The sequence below is a fragment of the Alkalicoccobacillus gibsonii genome (genome assembly GCF_016798245.1).
Taxonomy (GTDB): Bacteria; Bacillota; Bacilli; order Bacillales; family Bacillaceae_D; genus Alkalicoccobacillus; species Alkalicoccobacillus gibsonii.
Genome location: NZ_JAEUZA010000001.1, coordinates 232585 through 255872 on the forward strand (window position 1 = coordinate 232585; position 23288 = coordinate 255872).

Annotated in this window: 31 protein-coding genes and 1 riboswitch; of the genes, 15 read left to right on the top strand and 16 right to left on the bottom strand. The window is 39.7% G+C overall.

Going from position 1 to position 23288, the window contains the following annotated elements; genetic code table 11:
- Positions 1–14: 14 nt before the first annotated feature.
- The 5 genes from JNO66_RS01235 to pssA form a co-directional block, all read right to left on the bottom strand.
- Entirely contained in the window at positions 15–125 is a 111-nt protein-coding gene (locus JNO66_RS01235; protein WP_210340737.1) for a YjcZ family sporulation protein, read from the bottom strand.
- A gap of 89 nt (positions 126–214) precedes the next feature.
- Complete coding sequence (tenA, locus tag JNO66_RS01240) at positions 215–880, bottom strand: thiaminase II (RefSeq protein ID WP_203086397.1); 666 nt, start codon at positions 878–880, stop codon at positions 215–217.
- 24 nt (positions 881–904) lie between these two features.
- Entirely contained in the window at positions 905–1711 is an 807-nt protein-coding gene (thiD, locus tag JNO66_RS01245) for a bifunctional hydroxymethylpyrimidine kinase/phosphomethylpyrimidine kinase (RefSeq protein ID WP_246483144.1), read from the bottom strand.
- A gap of 128 nt (positions 1712–1839) precedes the next feature.
- Positions 1840–1938: riboswitch (TPP riboswitch) on the bottom strand.
- 16 nt (positions 1939–1954) lie between these two features.
- A complete protein-coding gene (locus JNO66_RS01250) occupies positions 1955–2227 on the bottom strand; it encodes an HU family DNA-binding protein (protein ID WP_203086399.1) in 273 nt (90 codons plus the stop codon).
- 254 nt (positions 2228–2481) lie between these two features.
- Positions 2482–3021: a CDP-diacylglycerol--serine O-phosphatidyltransferase gene (pssA, locus tag JNO66_RS01255; protein ID WP_203086400.1), complete on the bottom strand. Its 540-nt coding sequence runs from the start codon at positions 3019–3021 to the stop codon at positions 2482–2484.
- 133 nt (positions 3022–3154) lie between these two features.
- On the opposite strand from pssA, the gene JNO66_RS01260 reads away from it, so the two are divergent.
- Entirely contained in the window at positions 3155–3937 is a 783-nt protein-coding gene (locus JNO66_RS01260; protein ID WP_203086401.1) for a phosphatidylserine decarboxylase, read from the top strand.
- Positions 3938–3953: 16 nt separating this feature from the next.
- Here the strand turns inward: JNO66_RS01260 and mnhG are convergent, their stop codons facing one another.
- Genes mnhG through JNO66_RS01295 form a run of 7 tightly spaced genes read right to left on the bottom strand, consistent with a single transcriptional unit; the run spans position 3954 to position 9700 of the window.
- Positions 3954–4310, bottom strand: a complete 357-nt coding sequence (gene mnhG, locus JNO66_RS01265) for a monovalent cation/H(+) antiporter subunit G (protein WP_203086402.1) — start codon at positions 4308–4310, stop codon at positions 3954–3956.
- Positions 4297–4572 (bottom strand): Na(+)/H(+) antiporter subunit F1, encoded by a 276-nt coding sequence (locus JNO66_RS01270; RefSeq protein WP_203086403.1) that lies wholly within the window; start codon positions 4570–4572, stop codon positions 4297–4299. Before JNO66_RS01270 ends, mnhG begins: the two co-directional genes overlap by 14 nt.
- Positions 4572–5048 (bottom strand): Na+/H+ antiporter subunit E, encoded by a 477-nt coding sequence (locus JNO66_RS01275; protein WP_203086404.1) that lies wholly within the window; start codon positions 5046–5048, stop codon positions 4572–4574. The genes JNO66_RS01270 and JNO66_RS01275 overlap by 1 nt, the downstream gene beginning before the upstream one ends.
- A gap of 3 nt (positions 5049–5051) precedes the next feature.
- Positions 5052–6533 carry a Na+/H+ antiporter subunit D gene (locus JNO66_RS01280; RefSeq protein ID WP_203086405.1) on the bottom strand — a complete coding sequence of 494 codons (1482 nt, stop codon included), beginning with the start codon at positions 6531–6533 and terminating at the stop codon, positions 5052–5054.
- Positions 6526–6864, bottom strand: a complete 339-nt coding sequence (locus JNO66_RS01285; protein ID WP_203086406.1) for a Na(+)/H(+) antiporter subunit C — start codon at positions 6862–6864, stop codon at positions 6526–6528. Before JNO66_RS01285 ends, JNO66_RS01280 begins: the two co-directional genes overlap by 8 nt.
- Positions 6864–7295: a Na(+)/H(+) antiporter subunit B gene (locus JNO66_RS01290; RefSeq protein ID WP_203086407.1), complete on the bottom strand. Its 432-nt coding sequence runs from the start codon at positions 7293–7295 to the stop codon at positions 6864–6866. Before JNO66_RS01290 ends, JNO66_RS01285 begins: the two co-directional genes overlap by 1 nt.
- Positions 7292–9700, bottom strand: coding sequence for a Na+/H+ antiporter subunit A (locus tag JNO66_RS01295; RefSeq protein ID WP_203086408.1), 2409 nt, complete (start codon positions 9698–9700; stop codon positions 7292–7294). Before JNO66_RS01295 ends, JNO66_RS01290 begins: the two co-directional genes overlap by 4 nt.
- A 229-nt stretch (positions 9701–9929) precedes the next feature.
- Here JNO66_RS01295 and JNO66_RS01300 point away from each other — a divergent pair, with 229 nt between their 5' ends.
- On the top strand, positions 9930–10145 hold the full coding sequence (locus tag JNO66_RS01300) for a hypothetical protein (RefSeq protein WP_203086409.1): 216 nt from the start codon (positions 9930–9932) through the stop codon (positions 10143–10145).
- A 27-nt stretch (positions 10146–10172) separates the two neighbouring features.
- On the opposite strand, the gene sda is transcribed toward JNO66_RS01300, so the two are convergent.
- A complete protein-coding gene (sda, locus tag JNO66_RS01305) occupies positions 10173–10313 on the bottom strand; it encodes a sporulation histidine kinase inhibitor Sda (RefSeq protein ID WP_203086410.1) in 141 nt (46 codons plus the stop codon).
- Between the two features lie 413 nt (positions 10314–10726).
- Here sda and JNO66_RS01310 point away from each other — a divergent pair, with 413 nt between their 5' ends.
- Genes JNO66_RS01310 through JNO66_RS01350 form a run of 9 tightly spaced genes read left to right on the top strand, consistent with a single transcriptional unit; the run spans position 10727 to position 16634 of the window.
- Positions 10727–11248, top strand: coding sequence for a YqeG family HAD IIIA-type phosphatase (locus tag JNO66_RS01310; RefSeq protein ID WP_203086411.1), 522 nt, complete (start codon positions 10727–10729; stop codon positions 11246–11248).
- Complete coding sequence (gene yqeH / locus JNO66_RS01315) at positions 11203–12351, top strand: ribosome biogenesis GTPase YqeH (protein WP_203086412.1); 1149 nt, start codon at positions 11203–11205, stop codon at positions 12349–12351. The genes JNO66_RS01310 and yqeH overlap by 46 nt, the downstream gene beginning before the upstream one ends.
- Before the next feature lie 11 nt (positions 12352–12362).
- Positions 12363–13202, top strand: coding sequence for a shikimate dehydrogenase (aroE, locus tag JNO66_RS01320; RefSeq protein ID WP_203086413.1), 840 nt, complete (start codon positions 12363–12365; stop codon positions 13200–13202).
- Positions 13203–13220: 18 nt separating this feature from the next.
- On the top strand, positions 13221–13514 hold the full coding sequence (gene yhbY, locus JNO66_RS01325; protein ID WP_203086414.1) for a ribosome assembly RNA-binding protein YhbY: 294 nt from the start codon (positions 13221–13223) through the stop codon (positions 13512–13514).
- Between the two features lie 17 nt (positions 13515–13531).
- Positions 13532–14134: a nicotinate-nucleotide adenylyltransferase gene (gene nadD / locus JNO66_RS01330; RefSeq protein ID WP_203086415.1), complete on the top strand. Its 603-nt coding sequence runs from the start codon at positions 13532–13534 to the stop codon at positions 14132–14134.
- The gene (yqeK, locus tag JNO66_RS01335; protein WP_203086416.1) at positions 14103–14681 is read left to right on the top strand and encodes a bis(5'-nucleosyl)-tetraphosphatase (symmetrical) YqeK; all 579 of its coding nucleotides are present in this window, start codon (positions 14103–14105) and stop codon (positions 14679–14681) included. Before nadD ends, yqeK begins: the two co-directional genes overlap by 32 nt.
- Positions 14681–15034: a ribosome silencing factor gene (rsfS, locus tag JNO66_RS01340; RefSeq protein WP_203086417.1), complete on the top strand. Its 354-nt coding sequence runs from the start codon at positions 14681–14683 to the stop codon at positions 15032–15034. Before yqeK ends, rsfS begins: the two co-directional genes overlap by 1 nt.
- Positions 15034–15894, top strand: a complete 861-nt coding sequence (locus JNO66_RS01345; RefSeq protein ID WP_203086418.1) for a CvfB family protein — start codon at positions 15034–15036, stop codon at positions 15892–15894. The genes rsfS and JNO66_RS01345 overlap by 1 nt, the downstream gene beginning before the upstream one ends.
- Positions 15891–16634 (top strand): class I SAM-dependent DNA methyltransferase, encoded by a 744-nt coding sequence (locus tag JNO66_RS01350; protein WP_203086419.1) that lies wholly within the window; start codon positions 15891–15893, stop codon positions 16632–16634. Before JNO66_RS01345 ends, JNO66_RS01350 begins: the two co-directional genes overlap by 4 nt.
- Before the next feature lie 43 nt (positions 16635–16677).
- Here the strand turns inward: JNO66_RS01350 and comER are convergent, their stop codons facing one another.
- Positions 16678–17520 carry a late competence protein ComER gene (gene comER / locus JNO66_RS01355; protein ID WP_203086420.1) on the bottom strand — a complete coding sequence of 281 codons (843 nt, stop codon included), beginning with the start codon at positions 17518–17520 and terminating at the stop codon, positions 16678–16680.
- 100 nt (positions 17521–17620) lie between these two features.
- On the opposite strand from comER, the gene JNO66_RS01360 reads away from it, so the two are divergent.
- The 3 genes from JNO66_RS01360 (at position 17621) to JNO66_RS01370 (ending at position 21264) form a co-directional block, all read left to right on the top strand.
- A complete protein-coding gene (locus JNO66_RS01360) occupies positions 17621–18265 on the top strand; it encodes a helix-hairpin-helix domain-containing protein (RefSeq protein WP_210340738.1) in 645 nt (214 codons plus the stop codon).
- A gap of 81 nt (positions 18266–18346) precedes the next feature.
- On the top strand, positions 18347–18913 hold the full coding sequence (locus JNO66_RS01365; RefSeq protein WP_203086421.1) for a ComE operon protein 2: 567 nt from the start codon (positions 18347–18349) through the stop codon (positions 18911–18913).
- Between the two features lie 101 nt (positions 18914–19014).
- Entirely contained in the window at positions 19015–21264 is a 2250-nt protein-coding gene (locus tag JNO66_RS01370) for a DNA internalization-related competence protein ComEC/Rec2 (protein ID WP_203086422.1), read from the top strand.
- 40 nt (positions 21265–21304) lie between these two features.
- Here JNO66_RS01370 and JNO66_RS01375 read toward each other — a convergent pair whose 3' ends face one another.
- Positions 21305–21442, bottom strand: coding sequence for a YqzM family protein (locus JNO66_RS01375; protein WP_203086423.1), 138 nt, complete (start codon positions 21440–21442; stop codon positions 21305–21307).
- 319 nt (positions 21443–21761) lie between these two features.
- Here JNO66_RS01375 and holA point away from each other — a divergent pair, with 319 nt between their 5' ends.
- Positions 21762–22793, top strand: coding sequence for a DNA polymerase III subunit delta (gene holA, locus JNO66_RS01380; protein WP_203086424.1), 1032 nt, complete (start codon positions 21762–21764; stop codon positions 22791–22793).
- Positions 22794–22824: 31 nt separating this feature from the next.
- Here the strand turns inward: holA and rpsT are convergent, their stop codons facing one another.
- Positions 22825–23091, bottom strand: a complete 267-nt coding sequence (gene rpsT / locus JNO66_RS01385) for a 30S ribosomal protein S20 (protein WP_143848674.1) — start codon at positions 23089–23091, stop codon at positions 22825–22827.
- Positions 23092–23288 lie beyond the last annotated feature (197 nt).

Genomic DNA, 23288 nt, shown 5'->3' on the forward strand with positions numbered 1-23288 from the left:
CGCATCACTTTGAATTAGTATACGTAGCTAGCTCCAATGATTACTAACAGAATGAATAAAACAATGATGAAAGCAAAGCCGCCACCAGCGTAACCGCCGCCTTTTCCACATTCAAATTCTCCCATGTTGCCACCACCTTTCCAAGACATAACATAGACTATGCAGTAACAAGAGAAAGGGGTACTCATTTTACGTTAGAATCTAAATGCCGATTTTACGCCCAGTGTGACTGCTGATAAGACATGTCCCAAAATAAATATTCAAACCGGCTTGAAGTAAGAAAAATGTCCTCAAGTTGCTTTCGTTCAGCTTCTCCTAGAGTGATGGCAAGTTCATCAAGCTTAGCGCATAACCAGTCAGCAATTGCCTTAAATTCATCGTCCTGGTACATGCGAACCCACTCTCCATACTGAGGGTGTTCAAGCGCTCCTGGAACGGTCGCTAGACGCTTACCGATCTCCGAATAACTCCATGCGCACGGAAGGATGGCTGCGATGAGATGAGCTAATGAGCCCTTTTGTGCTTCACTGATCATGTAGCTGCTATAGGCAATGGTTGTTGGAGCGGCAATCGTATGCTCTAATTCTTCATTTGTTATGCCTAAGCGATGTGCGTACGAGCGATGGAGGGACATCTCTTCATGCAGAGTGGACTGTAAATAGGCAGCAAAGGTTGCCATTGTATTCAAATCGTTTGCCTTTACAACACCAAGTGCAAACACTCGTGCGTACTCAATAAGATACAAATAATCTTGCTTCATGTAATACTTAAAAGCTTCAATATCTAGTGTTCCTGATCCGATTTCTTGAACAAAAGCATGTTCGTGATTCGCCGTCCAAATTGAGTTTGCTTTCTGACGTAATTCCTTTGTAAAAGACATCCTCTCACTCCTTACCATCTTTATTTATTTGCCAGGTAAACCTTTTAAACGAAATCCCCAGTGATTTGTCGGACCATTACCAGACCCGAGATTAAGTGTATAAGAGATGGCATCTGTAATGAACGCTTTTCCAATGGAGACAGCTTCCTCAATGGATTTTCCTTTTGCAAGCTCTGCAGTAATGGCAGCCGAGAAGGTACAGCCTGTTCCATGCAGATGTTTTGTATTTGTTCTGTCTGCATGCAGATGAGTCATGGTCTGGTTTGAGAACAGGACATCCGTTGAATGATCTGTTCGATAGCCACCTTTGATGACAGCTGCCTTAGCACCAAGCTCATTCACAATGAGTTTAGCCGCTTTTTCCATATCAGCAACTGTTTCAATCTTCATCTCAATTAAATCACTGGCTTCTGGGATGTTTGGTGTCACAATCGTTGCAAGAGGTACTAAGGTTTCACGTAAGGATTTGCGTGAGTGCTCATCCATTAAAGGGTCGCCACTTTTAGCTATCATGACTGGATCACAAATGTATGGCACGTCAATGGCTTGTAAGCGGTCCACTAACGCCTCCATCATTTCGGGGGTGGCGATCATTCCTGTTTTTACTGCAGAAGGGGGGATATCCGTTAGAACCGAATCAAGCTGTGCCTGGATTAGGTCGAGTGGCATATGATTAATCATTTGAACACCAGTTGTATTTTGGGCGAGAACGGACGTAATCACGCTCATGCCAAACACTTCTCGTTCTTGAAATGTTTTTAAATCAGCTTGTACCCCAGCGCCACCGGTTGGGTCTGTACCTGCGATGGTTAATGCTGTATGGATAGCCATTTTCATTCCTCATTTCTTTGATATATGTGACATCAGACAATGATTGATTATCTCCTAAAAAAACACCGCTTCTCATAAGAAGCGGTGCACATAAACGAACAGATAAACCATACGATCTACTATGTATGGACAATTACGTGCCACTTTCCTACGCTAGTGTTAACTAGATCAGGTAATTAGGGTTAAGGCGTAGCCTCTCTCAGCATAGTGCACCCCTAGTGGTTAGTCTGTCATTCAGTTTTATTAGTTTACAGCGTCTTTAAGCTGTTTACCTGGTTTGAACGCAGGATTTTTTGTAGCTGGGATTTCAATTTCTTCACCAGTTTGTGGGTTACGGCCTTTACGAGCAGAACGCTCACGTACTTCAAAGCTACCAAAACCAACAAGTTGTACTTTTCCACCTTCTACTAGAGAAGAAGTAATGCTGTCAAATACAGCGTCTACTGCTTTAGAAGCGTCTTTCTTAGATAGATCCGCTTGTTCGGATACTGCGTTAATTAAATCAGTTTTGTTCATTGAGATAACTCCCTTTCATTCCTTTAAGATAGAAAAGATCATTAAGTAAACTAGCGACATAACAATCTTTATTTACGACAAGTATTTAATAACCTGCCCTTCAAATTTACTCATGAATCCTTGTTAAGTCAAGAGATTTGGGTTAAATAAACGCTCAATAGAGACTTTTTTATCATTTTTTAGCAAAATATACGATATCGTAGAAAACGTGATTGCTATGCGTCCTCTCCCAAAAAACAATCAAAGATTCTTAGTTAAAATTTGCGGACACGGAATGGGCTAACCATAAGAAGAGAAAGAGCAATAATCACATACATAAATACATAATTAGGGATATAATTGACGAATAGAGTTAAAAATGTGAGAATACAACCAGCAGCCGTAATTGGTAAACCAACAAAATATTGATTGGATTCTGTGATGTTAAACCTAGCTAGACGCAGAGCACCACACATAATGTAAATAATCGCAAAGATAGCTCCAGGCATGCCGAACTCAACCAACGCTGCTTGATACATCAGCATAGCAGGGGCTACCCCAAAGGAAATAATGTCACTTAATGAGTCAAGCTGCTTACCAAGTTCTGAGGTTGCATTAAACTTACGTGCGGCCGCTCCGTCTAATCGATCAAAGACAGCTGCAATAGCAATAAGAAGTAATCCCACTCTTAATTGGTCATGAAATACATAGATAATGGCTAAAGCTCCAAAGCCTAAATTAATTAGTGTTAAGGCGTTAGCAATTTGGCCTTTAACCTTCTTTAAAGAAGAATCAAGCCTTTGTAATAAGAACACCTTCGTTCACTCTCCTTTTATAATACAGTTAATCAAACAAAACTGCTAAAAACTGTATGAATCTATAATTATATCATGAGAATAACGTGAGAAACAGAGTAAATAAGAAAATAAGAATGATTGGAGACATGTAATGAAAGGTTTTCGCTGGTTTTTTTGTGCGTGTGTGGAGCTAACAAATGGACCTTTTTTATCCAAACGCTTAAAGCGGTTTTCCACCTCGAAAGTAAGCAAGCCCTTTATCCCATTATTTATTCGGACATTTAATATAAACAAAGAAGAAATACATTTACCAACTCATAAGTTTAATAGCTTACATTCGTTTTTTATTCGCGAACTTAAACCAAATTCTAGGTTAATTGACCAGGATGCGAGTAGTGTGGTTAGTCCTGTTGACGGCGTATTGGCAGAGCAGGGCCACCTAGATGCAGGCAAGACATTCGTTGTGAAAGGTCAAACCTATTCTCTTTCTGCCATGCTTGGATCAGAAGAAGCGGCTGAAGCTTACGAGAATGGTCAATATGCAGTGTTTTATCTAAGTCCCAGTCATTATCACCGATTTCATGCGCCGCTCTCTGGCACTGTATCAAAGAGATGGTCACTTGGTTCACGCTCGTATCCAGTGAATCAATTAGGGATGACTTACGGAAAGAAGCCCCTTTCTGGTAACTATCGTGTGATTTCAGAAGTTAACACAGAAGATGGGCACAAGATGGCAATGGTAAAGGTAGGAGCCATGAATATCAATTCAATTGAATTAACCCATGCCTCAGAGCACGTTGAAAAAGGTGAGGAGGTTGGTTACTTTTCATTTGGGTCTACTGTTGTTTTAATATGGGATCAGCAGATGATCCATTTTACAAAATCCCAACTGCCAACAGAAGTAAAAATGGGAGAAAAAGTAGGCAGCCGATAAAAGTAAAAGACGAACATCACTTTGGATGTTCGTCTTTTTTGTAGGTTTCCCTCAGGTCGTCTCGACCGTTCTTGTCACTAAACGGTACACCAACACGGTGAGCAGAGCGCGCAATCATTAAGGCTGCCATTGGTGAGGTGATAAAGATAAAGAAAATCGTCAGCATAATTTTACCCACGAATTGCTCCTGTACGAATAAGAAGTACAAAAACGTGGCGAGTAAAAGGGAGGCGGTACCAAGAGTAGAGCTCTTACCAGCTGCATGAAGTCTAGAATAGACATCAGGGAGACGGTTGATTCCAAACGCTGCAAGCAAACAGAGGAGGGCACCTAATAATAAGATAATGGAGATGATCCATTCAATCGCGCTCAAACAACCCACCTCTTTCTAGAAACTTTGATAATGCAACAGATCCAACAAAAGCTAAAATTCCGATGACAAGTAATACTTCTGAGTACGCAATGGTTTCTTGTTGAATCATTAATGTACCGATGGTTCCCACTAAGATTAAGCCAAACGTGTCTAGTGCAACAATTCGGTCAGAAGTTGTCGGTCCAATTATGGCTCGTACAAAGCAAAGGCAAAGAGCTACAGATAGAATGCCTAAAACAATCAATAAAACGATTGAAAACATTATCTGGTCACCTCCATAATGGCACGTTCAAATGTTTGCTGAATGTCTTTTATAAATTGCTCACGATCCGGAGCATCCAGTGCATGAATATAGATTGTTTGGCTATCATCAGAAAAATCCATTGATAGTGTCCCAGGTGTAAGTGTAATTAATACGGCTAGAAGTGTAATCTCTCCCTTTGATTCAAGCTTTGTGGGAACGGCAATAATGCTTGATGAAACATTTAACTTTGGAGAAAGAACAACTTTTAAAACATCAATATTCGCTACAACTAATTCCTTCAGGAAAAGGAAAAACAACTTGATCGCAGCAACAACTCTGCGCATATAAAACGTATAACCTAATAAGGGTCTAGCAAAATACAACGCGATGATTCCAATGATATAGCCAATGACAAAGTCTACAAAGGTGAAACTGTTCTGAAATAACATCCACGCTATTGCTGCGATAAGGTTTAATACAATTTGTATAGCCATGGCTCACTCTCCTAAAACAGCGTCAATATACACACTAGGGTTAAGTAATTGGTCTGCAACTTGTAGCGAGAACGTAAACATCGGTTCAGCTGCAAAACCTAGTATGATGGTTAATAGAACAAGAGGGACAATCGGTAGTAGCAAGGTCCCAACCTTGATCTCAGCTTGTGCTTGGGTGTGTTTTTGTTCTCCCCAAAAAACATAGATGAAAATCTTTAACATAGAGAACAATGTTAACAGTCCTACAATTAGGGCAACTGCTCCAATGATATAGTGCCCTCCCGTTAAACTATCTAAAATCAATGGGAATTTACTGAAAAAGCCACTGAGTGGTGGTATACCTGCAAGGGAAACCGCTGAAATAAAAAACATCCATCCAAGCAAAGGGTGTGTACCAAGAACTCCTCCCATTTTCTTTAAATCGGTCGTTCCCGTAATCCATTGCGTGACACCGGCAAAAAGAAAGAGAGCTGCTTTTACGATAATGTGGTGAGCGATATAATAAACAGCTCCAGCAATGGCAGTCTTTGTGAATAAGCCTAGCCCCATAACCATATAACCAACTTGACTAATAATATGGTAAGAAAGGATACGCTTGAAATCAAACTGAGAAACAGCTCCAAGAACTCCAAAAAACATCGTTAACCCTGCCATAATTAAGATAAGAGTATGTGTAAATGCAATATCTTGATTAAAGACAAGGGTGAACATCCGAATGATTGCATAAATGCCAACCTTCGTTAAAAGAGCTCCAAATAAGGCGGCAATTGCTGAAGGTGGTCCGTAGTACGACTTAGGTAACCAGAAGTATAAAGGGAATAAAGCCCCTTTCATTGAGAAAACAATCAATAAAATGATAGCAGACACCTGCAGAGCCCCAGATTGTCCAAGCTCTTCATTTCTTACTGCAAGATGAGCCATATTAACTGTTCCCGTAATTCCGTAGATATAGGCCATCGCTACTAGGAATAAAATAGAGCCAAATACATTAATGACAACGTATTTAAATGATTCACGAAGCTGATACTTTGTTCCTCCGAACACAATTAAGATATAGGAAGCAATCAACATTACTTCAAAAAAGACGAATAAATTAAACAGGTCTCCAGTTAAAAACGCACCATTCACACCAGTCATAAGGAAAAGATAGAAAGGATAATAGTAAAATTTCTCTCTTTCTTTTGAGAGTGTTGCAAAACCGAAGAACAAACAAATGGCTCCGATTAGTGATGAAAGGATGACCATAAAAGCTGAGAAGAGATCAGCTACAAATACAATGCCAAACGGAGCTGACCAATCTCCGAATTCTAATGTGACAATTCCATTTTGATAAACGAAGAGTAATAAGTACACAGAAAGTGCTAATAGAGCAAGCACAGTAAGTGAGCTTAGTACACGTTGAACCTTTGGCTGGCGTTGGAAGAGAATCAAAAGAGCTCCCATCGCCATCGGAATTAAAACAGGTAAGATTAATAAATTATTCATCTGCAGATCCTCTTAATTCTTCTAAGTCGTCTGTGTTATGAACCTTATATGTTCGATAAGCAAGTACTAATAAAAAAGCAGTGATCCCAAAACTGATGACAATGGCCGTTAAGATCATGGCTTGTGGCAGGGGATCTGTGAATGTGGTCTCACCTAAGTTAAGTAGGGGAGCGGCACCTCTCGTTAAACCAGGCATTGTTAGGAGTAACAAATGAGATCCATGCGATAACAGTACAAGCGCCATAACCACTCGCAAGAGACTTTTGGAGAGTAGAAGGTAAGTCCCTGTCATAAAGAGAACTCCAGCAATGATTGACATTAAGATTTCCATTATTGATCATCCTCCGCAATCGCTAACGTGATAGTTACAGCTATTCCGACCACAATTAAATAAATGCCTAAGTCGAAAGGAAGGGCTGATGTTAGCTCAGTTTCTCCTAAAAAGGGTAACTCAAAGTAATCGAAATAGTGAGTGAGAAAAGGTTCACCATTAAAGAGCATGCTCCATGCTCCAGTTCCAAGTGCTAGGAGCAAGCCAATAGCTATAAATGAGGTAAAAGCAAAAGGTAACGCCTTTTTAATCTTCTCACGATCAAAATTTAAAAATAATAGTAGAAACGTACAGGCCGTCATGAGTCCGCCAATAAATCCTCCGCCGGGTTGGTTATGTCCAGCAAAAAACAAGTATATGGAGAAGATAAAGACGAAGAACACGGTAATACGCGTTAGGTAATGGAGTAAGATATCATTTGATTTGTTCATACATCTTCGCCTCCTTTAAACCTTAATTTAATCATGGCAATCACACTAAGTGCAGCTATAGCTAGTACCAATCCTTCAAGTATCGTATCGAGTCCACGGAAATCAACGAGGATGACATTCACCATGTTGTACCCGCCACCGAGTTCTTTACTATTTTCTATAAAATACTCGGAGATCGAAGCTAATCCACTATTTGAACCCATAATAAATGAGCTAATTCCTATCAATGTAACCAATGCTCCAACACCAGCTGAGATCAAAATATTTCTTACTTTAACAGGAGTTTTTGCTGTTTCTTTTGGTAGCTCAGGTAAATGGTAAAAAGCGAGCATAAATAACAGAACAGAAACGGTTTCAACTAAAAGTTGGGTTAATGCTAAATCAGGAGCTCTAAATACAACAAACAGTAGCGCCATTAGGAATCCAACAAATCCAACGACAATGACAAGAGTGATACGTTTTTTTACAAAAAGTGTACTAATCGTTGCTAGAATGAACAAGATTGTCAATACCCACATGTAAAAAGGAACGTGTGCAGACTCTTCAATTGAAAACAAAAATGCGTCTGAACGCAGAGCGGTGTATGCGACAATGCCGATTATAAACACACACATATAAGTAAAATAATCTCTAAGTAATCCAGTCATTTGAGCTCTGGTTACAGTTTGAGATCCGGAAACAAGCCCGTCTAATCCACGGTCATATAATGTGTTCAGTGGATCTCGCTCACGCTTGTACAACGCTAATTCACTCCATTTTTTACTTAGCAAAAACAAAGTGATCGCACCAATAGCTACACCGATCGTCATAAACAATTCTACATTCCATCCGTGAAACATAGAAAGCTTCACTGTGAATTCTGAATTTGTAGCAAGTGTCGGTAATATCGCTGTGACAGCAGGTTGAATGATTGGTTTTGCAACGAGACCTGGAAACAAACCAATTACAAGTACAAGGCTAACTAAAATAATAGGACTAATGAGCATGCCAATGGGGGCTTCGTGTGCCTTTCTTTCATGTTCTTCGGGCTTATAGCTTCCGAAGAATGTGCGCACAAACATCATAAGACAGTATAAAAAGGTGAAGATACTGGCAATCCAAGCGAAAATCGGGATAAGCATGCCTAAACTGCCGACCTCGGCCAATTCCGTCACTCGTAATGTTCCTGTGAAAAACATTTCTTTAGAGATAAAGCCATTAAATGGAGGAATACCAGCCATTGCAGCCAAACCAATTAAAGAAATGGTAAAGGTGACAGGCATGATGCTCATGAGGCCACCGAGTTTTCTGATATCTCTTGTCCCTGTTTCATGATCAATAATGCCAGCTGCCATAAACAAGCCGCCTTTAAAGGTAGCATGGTTTAAAAGGTGGAAAATTCCTGCGACTGTAGCTACAGCAAAATAAGCGGTAGATTGATCTGAGTTATAGAAATAAGCTGCTGAGCCTATTCCTAAGAGAGACATAATCATTCCTAACTGACTAATAGTGGAGAAGGCAAGAATTCCTTTTAAATCCTTTTGTCTTACGGCTGAAATAGAACCCCAACATAATGTAATAAGACCCACGATCGTTAAAATCCAGAACCATTCCCAAGAGCCGCCGAAAAGAGGAGTTAATCTAGCTACCAGATAAATCCCAGCCTTAACCATTGTTGCTGAATGGAGGTAGGCACTAACCGGTGTCGGAGCCTCCATCGCATCTGGTAACCAAATGTGGAATGGGAATTGAGCTGATTTTGTAAAGGCTCCAAGCAGGATTAAGATCATTGCAGGGACAAACATCCCACTTGTAGATATGAACTCTGCTTGTGTAATTAACTCGCGAATACTAAACGTTTCAGCTATTCCATAAAGTAAACAAAAACCTGCAAGCATTGAAAATCCACCGAACACGGTAATTAACATCGATTTTTGAGCACCATAGATCGACTTGTCTCGTTTGTACCAGTAACTAATTAATAACGCAGAAGCTAAACTTGTTAATTCCCAAAAGATGTACAAGACGATCAAATTATCTGATAAGACAATACCGAACATGGCTCCCATAAACATTAATAAATATACATAAAACTGATTGAGTTGTTCCTTTGTCTTGTCTAGATAAAAGATGGAATAAAGAACGACTAATGCACCAATACCTGATATCAATAAAGCGAATAAAAGACTAAGTCCATCAATATAAGCGGTAAAGTTGATACCAAGTGAGGGCACCCATTCAATCGTTTTTGAAATCGTATTCCCTTCAGATGTAACAGGTAAATATGATAGAAAGTACACAAATAAGATGAAGGGGATAAATAGCACAAACCAGCCTGTATGGGCTTTTTTTATGTAACGAAACAAAAAAGGAATAAATATAGCAGCTATAAACGGTGTAAGTATAGCCCAATGTAAAATTGACAAGACGTAACCTCCTCGATCAAAACATTTAACTAAACGTCTGAGTTCTCTATAACGACTCTAGCAAAGAATACCTTAAAAGAAAAGGAAGATATATGGCTAAATCAGTCCTTCAGAATGGTCTTATAAATATGAAGAAAGACGTATGAAACAGAGGATTTTATGTGATATGTATATTTTTGGTTTAATCAACCCACAATTTAGAGTAAGACACAAATAGGATGTATGTTGAATGAAAACAAGAACAAAGGCGATGATTTGTGGAGGTATTTTCTTAACCCTTTTAGTTGCTGGAGGGATTACAGAATCCATCAATCATGAAAAGAGACAAGCTGATAGGAACGGTCAAACCATTCAAGGAGTAAATGAAAGTTGGAACGATGACTTTGCTCCAAGAGAATACATTAAAATCCGTCCTAAACAAACAAAAGAGGAGCTGCCTGAATAAGGCACTCCTCTTTTATACTGTATATTCTTAAGATGTACGCTTGATCTTTGAATCAAGAGACCGTTTTACGATTTCAAGTTTAATGAGTTCTACAAACTCGTTGCTTAATTCAAGTTCAATGGCTTTATAATACGTTTCAATGAGAAGATCATCCGATAAATGCTTCATCTTGTCCTGCTGCCTAATCGCTAGCAGGGTCACCTCCCTTTAAAGATGGTTTGTCCAAAATGGGTAAACGCTGAACCTCTCGGCGACGCATGTTCTTGTTTTTTTAATCCTACCACGTTCTACAAAGGAGAACAATCGTTCGTTTGTCCACAAACAAACGTGGATAACCTGTGTTCATAGTGTGTATAAAAGTGAATATTGCTTATTTGGTGAGGTTTTATATCGTGTATAAAGTTATCCACAAAAGGGTCGATTGACAAATATTGTCGAAAGAATTATTTGATTTATCGTGAGATCTTATGAAGAAGTAGTGTTTTTGGTGGAAATCATTGATTTAAGGAGTGTTAGAAGGTATAGTTTTACATTGATAGAAAAGTCGATGAGAGCACATTTGAAAATAATGAGGTGTAGGGATGTTCAAAAACCTTTTACCTAATCAGTATGTTCAGAGCATTTATGAAATCAATTTAGGTGAACTGCAGAAAAAAGGTATCCGAGCGATTATTACGGATTTAGACAATACATTGGTGGAATGGGACCGACCAGAGGCTACCCCAGAAGTAAGAGAATGGGTAAAAAGGATAAAAGAACATGATATGGCTGTCACGATTGTATCAAATAATACAGAAAAGCGTGTGAAGGCCTTTGCTGATCCAGAAGAAATGGTTTTCATTCATAGTGCTAGAAAGCCGATGAGACGTTCATTTGTTCGAGCATGTCAACAAATGGAGGTAACTCCTGAGGAGACTGTAGTCGTGGGTGACCAGATTTTCACAGATGTATTAGGAGGAAATCGTGCAGGTCTTCAAACAATTTTAGTTGTTCCGGTGGCGAAGTCGGACGGCTTAGCTACATTATTAAATCGACGCGCGGAGCGCTTTGTTTTAAGATGGATGAGAAAGAAAGGATTGATCCAGTGGGAGAATCAGGATTAAGCACAGAACCGATATATTGCACGGGCTGTGGAGTAGAAATTCAAACAGAAAAGAAAGGTGAGCTTGGGTTTGCTCCACCTTCTGCTTTAAAACGTGAAGTAGTTATTTGTCAGAGGTGTTATCGGTTAACGCATTATAATGAAGTGCAGGATGTTTCGTTAACAGATGACGACTTTTATAAGATTTTAAATACGATTTCTGAGAAAAACGCATTAATCGTTAAGGTAGTTGATGTATTTGACTTTACAGGAAGCTGGCTACCTGGTCTGCATCGATTTGCTGGTGGGAATGATGTTTTTCTTGTTGGAAATAAAGTGGATTTGCTACCAAAACTAATTAACCGTAACAAAGTAATAAATTGGATGAAATATTCTGCAAAGCAACTTGGATTAACACCTAAGGCTGTTTCCTTAATGAGTACAAAAACAGGTGAAGGCGTTTTAGAGGTTGCAGCTCAGATTGATGAACTACGTAAAGGAAAAGATGTGTATATCGTTGGTTGCACAAACGTAGGGAAATCATCTTTTATTAATCAATTGATTAAACAATTTGCGGGGGATACCGATCAATTAATTACAACTTCGCATTTTCCAGGTACAACCTTAGATGTAATTGATATTCCACTTGATGATGGACAAACCATGTTTGACACTCCTGGTATTATTAATCATCATCAAATGGCTCATTATGTTTCGGAGGCAGGTCTCAAGACCATAACCCCTAAAAAGGAATCAAAGCCGAGAGTGTATCAATTAAATAGTGAACAAACACTGTTCTTTGGTGGTTTGGCAAGAATGGATTTTGTTGCAGGTGAACGATCCTCATTTGTTTGTTACTTATCAAATGAGCTTATGATCCATCGTACAAAGCTTGATAAAGCAGATGAACTATACAAGCAGCATGCAGGAACTCTCCTTGTGCCTCCAGATCAAGAGGGACCTTTGGAGTTAATTAAGCATTCATTTACGATTACCGATCAGTTAAGTGATATTGTTTTCTCTGGATTAGGCTGGGTTACGGTTAGAGGAGAACATGTAAAGATCGAAGCATACGCTCCTAAAGGTGTTGGTGTATCTATTCGACCATCTATTACATCAGGTTGAGGGGTGGAAAGATGAAAAAAGTTTTTGGCTTGCTAGGGCATCCAATTGGCCATTCAATGTCACCTATTATGCACGAAGCGGCTTACAAAAACATGAACAAAGAGGCCACATATGTCGGGTTTGATGTAGCACCCGATCAATTAGAACAGGCGGTAAAAGGGATTCGGGCACTTGGCATTAGTGGTTGTAATGTAACAATCCCTCATAAGGTCGAAGTCATGAACTATCTTGATGAAATTGATGAAGAGGCTCGCCAAATTGGGGCGGTTAATACGATTGTAAACGTGAATGGCTATCTCAAAGGGTTTAATACAGATGGTCGCGGATATATTCAGTCTTTACTTACTGTTACTGAAAGTCTCACCCAAAAAAACATTTTAGTGATTGGTGCTGGTGGGGCAGCCCGCGCGGTTATATCAGCCATGGCAGCTCATCAGCCAAGTAAGATTGTCATTGCTAACCGAACGGAAGAAAAGGCTCAAATATTAGCTGACATGTTTAAAGATGTCTCAGCATCTATTCAAGTTTTGTCTGTACTAGAGGCTGAAAAACAGTTAGGAGACTTTTCAATCATTATCAATACAACGTCAGTAGGGATGAGTCCGAATGTGGCGGATCAACCGATCTCACTAAAGAATCTTGCGGAGGGCTCTGTGGTTAGTGACTTGATTTATAACCCACTTGAAACGGTTCTCCTTAAAGAAGCAAAGCAAAAAAAAGCTCATACGTTAAATGGAGTAGGAATGTTTGTACAACAAGGGGCCCTATCTATTGAACATTGGACAGGCCATTTTCCTGACATTTTGCCTATGCAAGAAGTTGTTTTAAGTCAATTAAAGAAAAGTAAATGATTTTGAAGGAGAAGTATAATGCTAACAGGTAAACAAAAACGTTTTTTACGTTCGAAAGCACACCACTTAAACGCCATCTTCCAGGTTGGAAAAGGTGGAACAAACGAAAACATGATTGAGCAATTAAAAGAAGCGCTTGAAGCCCGAGAATTAATTAAGGTGAGCGTCTTGCAAAATTGTGAATATGATAAAGATGAAGTGGCAGCTGCCATTACGAAAGGAACAAAAGCCCACCTCGTTCAAGTGATTGGGAATACAATTGTCCTTTACAAAGAATCAAAAGAAAATGCTACCTTGGTTTTACCAAGATAGCGAAAAGAGTGAATTAAATGCCAGGTAAGAAGATTGGTCTTTTTGGGGGAACCTTTGATCCACCTCATTTTGGACATTTGCTTATTGCACAAGAAGCATTGCATGAATGCAAACTGGACGAGATCTGGTTTATTCCGGTATCGACTCCTCCACATAAAGAAAGAGATGTAACACCAGGATATGCTCGACTAGAAATGCTTGTAAGAGCAATAGAGGATGAGCCGAAGTTCTATGTCTCTGATGCTGAGTTAAAGCGATCTGGTCGTTCTTATACGGTTGATACAGTCAAACATTTTGCCGAAACATATCCTTCGCATGAATTCTTCTTTATTATCGGTGGAGATATGATTGAATCACTTGGTGAATGGAAGGATATTGAGACCATTCTAAGCCTTGTGACGTTTATCGGAGTGGATCGAGGTGGACATACTGATGCTTCCCCCCACTATAAAGACCGAGTCCAACATCTAGATTTAATACAAGTTGACTTTTCCTCTACCAAGATTAGAGAAAGAGTCCAAGAATCAAAACCAATTCGCTATATGGTGCCTGATAAAGTCGATACCTATATTCAAGAGGGAGGGCTTTATGGATCAAAAACAAGCGTTAGAACTCGTTAAGCCACACTTAACGGAAGGTCGATACATTCATACAGTGGGTGTAATGGAGACGGCGATATTCCTTGCTGAGCAATATGGTGAAGATCGTAAAAAAGCAGAAACAGCAGCAATCTTCCATGATTATGCCAAATACCGGGATAAGAATGAAATGAGAGAGCTCGTCAAGGAAAAGCTTGAATGCAGCGATATCCTTGACTACAGCGATGAATTGCTTCACGCTCCGTGTGGGGCTTATTTCGTAGAACACGAAATTGGGATTACAGATCAAGGTATTTTAACCGCGATTGCCTCCCATACAACGGGTCAACCAAACATGAGTCTGCTTGAGAAGATTATTTTTTTAGCGGATTATATTGAGCCGAATAGAAAGATGCCTGGAGTGGAAGAAGTAAGAGAACTTTCAAAAACCAATCTTGATCTTGCGATACTAAAAATGCTTGAGAACACAATCACATTTTTAGTAAGCAAAAGACAGACACTTTATCCATTAACACTGGAAACATATAATCATTTTGTTAGACATACTGAGGGGAGTTTTGATAAGTAGTGAGTGATAATCAATTGCTATCTTTAGCGATAAACACAGTGGATGATAAACGAGCAGAACAAATTGTTGCATTGGATATGAGAGGGATTTCTCCAATTGCAGATTATGTGGTCGTTTGTCACGGTAATTCAGAAAAACAAGTTCAGGCGATTGCGTTCGAATTGAAAAAAGTGGTTCAAGAAAAAGGAATTGAGATTCAACGGCTAGAAGGCTATGATCAGGCACGTTGGGTGCTACTCGACTTAGGAGACGTTGTCGTTCATGTGTTCCATAAAGAAGATCGGTTGTATTATAACCTCGAAAAATTGTGGGGAGATGCGCCAACTGTAGAGATTGAGAAGGTACTTGGATAATGGAATTAAAACCAGGTTTAACAGCTACTTTAACGGTCGCCCGTAAAGCTGATTTTGGTTATTTCTTAACGGATGGTGAGACAGATGTACTGCTTCATAAGCGTGAAGCGGGCGGAGAACATGAGATAGGGGCATCACTTCTTGTGTTCCTATACCATGATCATCAAAATCGTCTATCAGCAACAATGGAAAAACCACTTGTTAAAAATGATGAATTTGCTTGGCTTGAGTGTATTCAAGTCAAAAAAGGCCATGGTATCTTTCTTTATAATGGCATTACTCGTGATTTGTTTGTTTCAATGGATGAGCTTCCTGAGGATGATGATTATTGGCCAGCTCGTGGAGATAAAATGCCGGTATCCTTGAGCTGGGATAAGAAGGGTCGCTTGATGGGTGTCCTTGTCAGAGGGCTCCCTCTAGAGAATGTCTCAGTGAAAGCAGATCCAATTGTCCTCAATCAAGATGTTTCAGGTCATGTGTATCATTATGTTGATGAAGGTGCTCTAATCTTTACAGATAAAGGGTATTTAGCATTTATGCATGATGATGAAATGACTGGTAAACTTCGTATTGGGGAACGAGTGCGTGCGCGTGTTGTATATGTTAGAGAAGATGGCCGAATTAATGTAACAATGAAAGCACTAAGAAGTGAACGCCAAAAAGACGATGCTACAACCTTGCTAGATTATTTAAAAGCTCATGACGGTTCAATGCCGTTTGGGGACAAGTCTTCACCTGAATCCATTCAAGGTGCGTTTCGAATGAGTAAGGCTTCGTTCAAACGAGCTCTAGGTAAATTGCTGAAAGATGGTCTAATTGAGCAACGACATGGTTGGACCTATTTGAAGGATAAATCATGAATTACACTGGCTTTGCCTCTCTTTACGATTATTTGATGGCAGATGCACCGTATGCCGGGTGGCTAGATTTTGTTAAAGAGAGCGTTCAGGGTCAACCTTTACATGGGCTGAAGTTTATAGATGTTGGATGCGGCACCGGCGAACTCTTACTTTTAATGCTTAAACAAGGAATGAACGGGACTGGATTAGATCTCTCACCAGAAATGCTAACGATTGCTCGTGCAAAAGCGGAAGAAGAGGGGTTCTCTCCCCTGCTGATAGAAGCAGATATGACAAACTTGCCTGAGCTTGATGAGTATGATCTTGTGACAGTCTTTTGTGATTCATTAAACTATTTACGTAGTGCAGATGATGTTCAGCTGGCCTTTGCGGGATTTGCTAAACAACTTAAAAAAAATGGTTTGCTTCTTTTTGATGTGCATTCCGAGTATAAAGTGAATGAAGAGTTTGTTGGACAAACCTTCGCAGATGCTGACGAAGATGTGTCTTATATATGGAACTCTTTTAGTGGGGAGGAACCAAACAGTGTGGAGCACGAGTTGAGTTTCTTTGCTAAAACCGAGTCCGGTCATTACGAGCGGACAGATGAGTTGCATGTGCAAAAGACGTTTTCGATTAATCAGTATTGTACATGGCTTGAACATGCCGGGTTTAAGGTGGGATCAATTACTGCTGACTTTACTCAAAACGAGCCAACGGATAAAAGTGAACGAATTTTTTTCAAAGCGATTAAATTATAGCAGGACATCACATATGAATGGTGAATAGTAAAGAGGAAGACTTTTATTTAGAAAGTCTTCCTTTGTTGTAAAGTGAATCCTCAATATGCTTCTTTTCAATGTAGTATTTACGATGAGTTCTTTGGAACAAATGATCAAACATCAATCCAGTTTCGTTTCGCAATACATCAATACCTTCTCCAGTAATACCCTCAGGGACACAAATTCTCTCTTGAAGACTTGTTAACGTAAATCGCTCCTCCTCAAATAACTTACCTAGGCCAATTAACATGTTTGTTGCAAGGACTGTCGCCTCATCCTCTGTAATATTTGTTTGTCTCACCGCTGCATCAATGAACCCTTGTGTTAAATAGCTGAAAAATGCAGGGCCGCAACTGGCGATGTCAGAAGAAACTCGAGTAATGTCTTCGTTAATTTCAAGAGGTTCGGATATATGTCTGAGTAAATGAGTTAACACATCTTTGTCGAGAGGAGTACATCTGCTCCCAAAGCTTAGTAAAGAAGGTCCAGACAATGTTTGGTTAATTAAGCTAGGTATAGCTCGTGCTACTTTGGAAGGAACATTTGCTTCAATGGCTTCCACGGTAATAGGACTTGTTATCGATACAAGGAGATGGGAGGACTGTAAGTGATCAGCAATTTCATCAAGTAAGCTGGGTATTTGCGGCGGCTTTACACAAACAAAAATAATTTTAGATTGACCTACTACTTCTTTTGCAGATGAAGCTACATGTATTTTGGGGTAAGATTCCTTTAATCGTAAAGCCTTTTGTTCGCTTCGATTAAAGATAGTTATTTCTTGCTCCTGTAGCGCGTGCGATTCCAGAAATGCGTCGACAAGCATGGTCCCCATACTTCCAGTTCCGATTATTCCAATCTCAGTCATAGTATTCCCCCTTTACAAAGAATCTGTTCGATGTCATTAACACAAATTATATGCGTTGATCAATAGAATATGCTGTTAGAAAATTGAGAAGGTGAGTGGTTTGCAACAATTCATAAGGTCTTACTGGATTCATGTGATTGCAGGTCTTGCTTCGGTATTAACTCTTACTCTCGCCATCGTTCTACTATTTGTGAGCTTTTCACAACAAGATGATCATCCAAATTCATTAGATGAATGGCTTCAAGGTGATGAATTAGCCGAGGAGCCTGAAGATGGAGAGAATACTCCAGAACCAAATATTATGGTAGATGTAAAGGGTTCAGTCGTGAGCCCTGGGATATATGAGCTAGCCCCACAGAGTAGAGTGGTTGATGCGATTCATGCCGCTGGTGGATTGTCCGAGGAAGGAGATGCAAACCAACTAAACTTTGCGATGATTCTGCAAGATGAGATGCAAATTTACGCGCCGGCAGTTGGAGAAGAATTATCAGCTACGCCCACGCAAAGCGTTGTGACTGCTTCGAACGGGCAAGAGAATCAGTCAGATGGACCATTAGTCAATATTAATACAGCTTTGGAGACTGAGCTTGAAACGTTAAACGGGGTGGGGCCTTCAAAGTCCGCGAGTATTATTGCATATCGTGAGGAACATGGACCATTTGCGACAATAGAAGATTTAATGAACGTCAGCGGGATAGGTGAGAAATCATTTGAGAAGCTTAAGTCGGAAATTACAGTTCAGTAACTGGGTGTTGACGGACTTGTACAACCTCCTTACACTAGGTAAGCAAGAGTTCATGGTTGAATGATAGGAGAGAGGCACAAGATGGAACGTATTTCATGGGATCAATATTTTATGGCGCAAAGTCATTTATTAAGTTTACGTAGTACATGCCCAAGGTTGATGGTAGGGGCAACGATTGTTCGTGACAAACGAATTATTGCCGGGGGCTATAATGGATCTGTGAGCGGTGAAGCACATTGCTTGGATGATGGATGTATGGTTGTTGATAATCATTGTATTCGAACCGTACACGCTGAGATTAACGCTTTACTCCAATGTTCGAAGTTTGGCGTTCCAACAGAAGGAGCAGAGATTTATGTAACCCACTTTCCGTGCGTTCACTGCTCAAAATCAATTATTCAGGCAGGTATCCGACGTGTATATTACGCCCAGGAATATAAAAACGATCCATATGCCGAACAAATCTTCAAGGCAGCAGGAGTTGAGTTTATTGCGGTTGAGTTAGATGAGGCTATAATGGATCGGCGTTACCAAGAGAAATTAAATTTAACTGTATCCTTACTGAAAGAACTTGAAAAAGCAGATGTGCCGACTGAGCTTTTACAAGAATTCCTCTCTAAGAGTCGTGAGATCTATTCTAAAGCGTAATGTAGGCAGGAGGGGTAGGAATAAGACTTTTATTTATAGGGCTTATATCGGCTGTTCTAGGGTTATTAACTGCTATCCGAGAGATCGACTTAGCATTATGTATGAGCATTGCTCTTTTAATCATTTACTGCTTACTACAAAAAGAACAAAGAACATGGGCAATACTGCTAGCTTTAACGGTATTCTCCCTTTTCTTTCTACGCGGAGAGATTGCTGAAAAAACAAACGTAACATCATTTACTGAGGGACAATTAACTGCTCAAGCAACTGTTAAGGGTATTCCTAGAGTAAATGGTGATTCCATCTCTTTTCAAGTTAAACATGAAAGTGGCGAACGGTTTCAGGTTTTGGGAATGTTAGCTAATGAAGATGAACAAAACGTTTGGAACAAGCTCCGACCTGGTGACCGTTGTACTTTAAAAGGAAAACTTGAAGTTCCAAACGTGGCATCGAACTTTTTTGAATTTGATTACGGGAAGTATCTCTATCAACAATCGATTCATTGGATTTACCGAATAAACCCTTCCCAATCTACATGCGAAAATGATCTTGGGACCTGGTTAGATCAGTTTAATGATTGGCGGATGGACCGGATTGGCTCGATACAAGAAACATATCATGAAAGCACGTCAGGGTTGATTGTGGCGCTTACTTACGGGGATCGATATTTCATTGATCAAGATGTATTATCAGCTTACGAAAAGCTAGGAGTCATTCATTTATTAGCTGTCTCTGGCATGCATGTAGGAATGCTAACGGCTTTTCTCTTTTATGTATTTATTCGACTTGGGTTAACGAAGGAAAGAGCAATGGAGCTATTAATGATTGGACTGCCTTTTTACGCCATTCTTGCAGGGGCTGCGCCGCCGGTTATTAGAGCGTCTTCTATGAGTTTTATTGTGCTTTTTTGTTTACGGTTAAAGAAGAAAGTTCACCCTTTGTTTGGCATTGGTATCGTAAGTTTTCTTTTTCTAATGATTCATCCTTATTCCTTGTTACAACTCGGTTTTCAATTATCTTTTCTTATTTCCTTTTCTCTTCTTATTTCTGCTCCAACGATTCGCGCGCTGTATCCTTCTTATTTTAAACAGATGATATCTGTAACATTAATAGCGCAGCTTATAACTCTCCCCTTAATTCTTTATCATTTTTTTGAATGGAATGTCATCAGTCTCCCGTTAAATTTAATTTACATTCCTTTTATCACTATGGTTGCCCTTCCCTCATCCTTTTTGGCAAGTGTATTTGACTTATTCCTCCCTAGTGCTTTGAATCTCCCGTACTATCTACTACAAACCATTGTGCCACCTATCCATTCCTCCCTTATGTACATAAATAAATGGCCGCTTGGATCCTATATCCCAGGGAAGCCAAGTGGTTGGCAGCTCTTTATCATGTATGGTGTGATTCTCTATATCCTTTATATATGGGAATCACAACGTAAAAGATGGCTGATACGTTCACTCATATTGATATTCATCGTAATGATAAGTTTAAAGATGACACCATATCTTAATGCAAAAGCTGTGGTTACGATGCTTGATGTAGGACAAGGAGATAGTTATGTGATCGAACTACCACGAAGAAAAGCAGTTATTGTCATTGATACTGGTGGCGTGATTCGGTTCTCAAATGAACCTTGGCAAAAACGCAAAAATCAGTTTGATACAGGGAAGGACATTGTTGTTCCCTATTTAAAAGCGAAAGGGATCTCGTCGATCGATCAATTGGTATTAACACACGGGGATCATGATCATATTGGGGGAGCAGAAGGAATTGTGCGACAGATACCTGTAAAAGAGCTTTTGTATGGGAATGGGCCAATTACGAAGGAAGGGGAGAATCAGGTGCTGCGCTCATTTTTTGATGAAGGTACGAAACTATCATTTGTAGAATCAGGATATTCCTGGGACTATGGTGACAACGATTTTGTAGTTCTCTCCCCATTTTCAGATGAGAAGGAAGAAGATATAAATGAACGATCGATTGTGATTGCAGCATCGATCGAAGGAGTTAAGTGGTTGTTCACAGGAGATTTAGGTGAAAAAGGGGAGCGACGGATTATAGAACAATATCCTAACTTACGGGTAGATATCCTTAAGGCAGGTCATCATGGAAGTTTAACGTCTTCATCAGAGGCGTTACTCGATCACATTATGCCAAAAGTTGTTCTGATCTCAGCTGGTCGAAACAACCGTCATGGGCATCCTCATCCAGAAATTATGTCAAGGTTTGAAGCGCGAAGGATGAAAATTTATCGTACTGACCTTAATGGGGCTGTTCAGTTTATATGGAGTCAAGGGGACATTAACGTTGAAACGATGCTTGAGTCAGACAAAACAGGACCTTAGAATTAAAGTCCTGTTCTCCGTGTTGAACGCATGGTCTTGTTTAAAACTGACTAAACACATCAACAAGTGAAGCGATAATAAAGAGGGTGGCAAAGAAACCAAAGGATGCGACAAACCCAATACCAGAGTCGATGGCATCATTCCGTTTGCTTTGAACGTCTTCTTCAAACTTATTCATCATAATCCTCCTCTCATTTCACATTTAAGTATAAGCGAAAGCGCTCTATTTTACTATGCTTGTTTCATCAAATGTCCTTTTCATAGCAGGATTGGTTACGCTGTTAAGAGTTGTCACCTATAATGGCTGAATGCATAGGATATCTTATAAAGAGACCGGTCTTCAAATACGCAATGAAATAAACCACCCGGGATTTATTTCATTGCGTTTATTATAAATGGAGGCGCCTAATTGGTTGCCTCCTCTTTATCTTTGGTACGACTTTTAGTACACTACATCTATCGAAGCTTTGGAGGGAACGGGATAGTAGATGGAGTACATGAAGCAACTGAAACACATACGAAACGGACAAATTAGTCCTGTTTATTTTATATATGGGACACAGGCTTTTATCATTGAAGAGATGGTTCAGGAGATTATTTCGAATGCGTTAAGTAAAGAAGATCAGGAAATGAACGTGCAACGATTTCGTTTAGCGGACACGCCGTTACAATTTATCATAGAAGAAGCGGAGACATTACCGTTTTTTGCATCAAAAAAAGTAGTCATCGTATACGACTTCTATTTGGCAACAAGCCAAAAAAATGACTCAGCTATTGAGCATCAGGTTGAAACATTAGAGCCTTATTTGAAACAACCTCTTCCAGAGACCATTTTACTCTTTATTGCTCCTTATGAGAAATTAGATGAACGCAAAAAAGTAACAAAGCAACTAAAATCCAATGCGACCGTTGTTCAAGCATCTGAGCTATCGGATCAAGAGACGTTAAAGTGGATTAAAGAGCAAGCCGATGAACTCGGCATAGATGTGCCTGACCCTGTAAAAAGACGACTGATTGACTTAGCCGGGACCAATCTATTACAGCTTCGGTCAGAATTAGTAAAGTGTCAGCTATATTCTGGCGTTGGTGGAGAAGTCACAATGGAGGCAGTCGAGCAATTAGTGGCGAAAACACTCGAGCAATCTATTTTTGATTTAATTGAGTGGTCTATGGGTGGGAATATTACAGCGGCAATTGAGCTTTATAAAGAGATGGTGCAACGAAAAGAAGAACCATTAATGATCCTAGCCATGCTTGTGAGACAGCTTCGGATCTACTTGCATGTAAAAGAATTAAAGCAACGGTCTTATTCGGAAAAGCAAATGGCTGGGATGTTAAAGTTACATCCATATGTTGTGAAGTTAGCTGCTAGGATGGTAACGAGGTTTGAAGAAAAAAAATTAAAGTCGAGTATCGTCGCAGCTGCAGATACGGATTACGCAATCAAAACGGGGAGACAGGATAAGGAGCTTGCTGTAGAGCTGTTTATAATCAAGCTGGGCTCGCTTTCAGCTAAATCCTATACATAAAAAAAACGACTCATACGAGTCGTTTTCTTTATTATGCTGAAAGTCCGTTAAGCTGTTTAGCTAGACGAGACTTAGTACGTGCAGCGTTGTTTTTATGGATAAGGCCTTTACTTGAAGCTTTATCAATCTTTTTAGTCGCTTCAGCGAAAGCTACTTGAGCTCCTTCTGTTTCTCCAGCTTCAACTTTCTTCTCGAAGTTTTTGATGGCAGTACGTAGAGCTGACTTATATGCAACGTTTTGAGCACGACGCTTGTCATTTGTTTTCACACGTTTGATTGCGGATTTAATATTTGCCATTTGTTTCACCTCCTGAGCAAACAGCCCATTCTCAATTTGTAACTAGTTTGTTCAAAGAAGATTGTCCTTTTACATACCGTTAAGAGCAATTGAAATGCTGTTTAGAATCACATGTATAACAACAAGCATTTTATCAAAATCGCTTACTAAAAGCAATAGCTCGATTTGGAATAGTTATGAATGAAATAATAACCCGA

Coding starts and splice junctions, on each gene's coding strand:
- JNO66_RS01345 (WP_203086418.1), top strand. CDS start 15,034: ATGGAATTAAAACCAGGTTTAACAGCTACTTTAACGGTCGCCCGTAAA.
- JNO66_RS01285 (WP_203086406.1), bottom strand. CDS start 6,864: ATGGAAATCTTAATGTCAATCATTGCTGGAGTTCTCTTTATGACAGGG.
- JNO66_RS01270 (WP_203086403.1), bottom strand. CDS start 4,572: ATGTTTTCAATCGTTTTATTGATTGTTTTAGGCATTCTATCTGTAGCT.
- sda (WP_203086410.1), bottom strand. CDS start 10,313: ATGAAGCATTTATCGGATGATCTTCTCATTGAAACGTATTATAAAGCC.
- JNO66_RS01260 (WP_203086401.1), top strand. CDS start 3,155: ATGAAAGGTTTTCGCTGGTTTTTTTGTGCGTGTGTGGAGCTAACAAAT.
- JNO66_RS01235 (WP_210340737.1), bottom strand. CDS start 125: ATGGGAGAATTTGAATGTGGAAAAGGCGGCGGTTACGCTGGTGGCGGC.
- rpsT (WP_143848674.1), bottom strand. CDS start 23,091: ATGGCAAATATTAAATCCGCAATCAAACGTGTGAAAACAAATGACAAG.
- JNO66_RS01300 (WP_203086409.1), top strand. CDS start 9,930: ATGAAAACAAGAACAAAGGCGATGATTTGTGGAGGTATTTTCTTAACC.
- nadD (WP_203086415.1), top strand. CDS start 13,532: ATGCCAGGTAAGAAGATTGGTCTTTTTGGGGGAACCTTTGATCCACCT.
- JNO66_RS01350 (WP_203086419.1), top strand. CDS start 15,891: ATGAATTACACTGGCTTTGCCTCTCTTTACGATTATTTGATGGCAGAT.
- yhbY (WP_203086414.1), top strand. CDS start 13,221: ATGCTAACAGGTAAACAAAAACGTTTTTTACGTTCGAAAGCACACCAC.
- JNO66_RS01375 (WP_203086423.1), bottom strand. CDS start 21,442: ATGAATAAGTTTGAAGAAGACGTTCAAAGCAAACGGAATGATGCCATC.
- holA (WP_203086424.1), top strand. CDS start 21,762: ATGAAGCAACTGAAACACATACGAAACGGACAAATTAGTCCTGTTTAT.
- tenA (WP_203086397.1), bottom strand. CDS start 880: ATGTCTTTTACAAAGGAATTACGTCAGAAAGCAAACTCAATTTGGACG.
- yqeH (WP_203086412.1), top strand. CDS start 11,203: ATGGATGAGAAAGAAAGGATTGATCCAGTGGGAGAATCAGGATTAAGC.
- JNO66_RS01370 (WP_203086422.1), top strand. CDS start 19,015: ATGAGCATTGCTCTTTTAATCATTTACTGCTTACTACAAAAAGAACAA.
- JNO66_RS01280 (WP_203086405.1), bottom strand. CDS start 6,533: ATGAATAATTTATTAATCTTACCTGTTTTAATTCCGATGGCGATGGGA.
- JNO66_RS01365 (WP_203086421.1), top strand. CDS start 18,347: ATGGAACGTATTTCATGGGATCAATATTTTATGGCGCAAAGTCATTTA.
- JNO66_RS01275 (WP_203086404.1), bottom strand. CDS start 5,048: ATGGCTATACAAATTGTATTAAACCTTATCGCAGCAATAGCGTGGATG.
- comER (WP_203086420.1), bottom strand. CDS start 17,520: ATGACTGAGATTGGAATAATCGGAACTGGAAGTATGGGGACCATGCTT.
- yqeK (WP_203086416.1), top strand. CDS start 14,103: ATGGATCAAAAACAAGCGTTAGAACTCGTTAAGCCACACTTAACGGAA.
- thiD (WP_246483144.1), bottom strand. CDS start 1,711: ATGGCTATCCATACAGCATTAACCATCGCAGGTACAGACCCAACCGGT.
- JNO66_RS01310 (WP_203086411.1), top strand. CDS start 10,727: ATGTTCAAAAACCTTTTACCTAATCAGTATGTTCAGAGCATTTATGAA.
- JNO66_RS01250 (WP_203086399.1), bottom strand. CDS start 2,227: ATGAACAAAACTGATTTAATTAACGCAGTATCCGAACAAGCGGATCTA.
- JNO66_RS01290 (WP_203086407.1), bottom strand. CDS start 7,295: ATGAACAAATCAAATGATATCTTACTCCATTACCTAACGCGTATTACC.
- aroE (WP_203086413.1), top strand. CDS start 12,363: ATGAAAAAAGTTTTTGGCTTGCTAGGGCATCCAATTGGCCATTCAATG.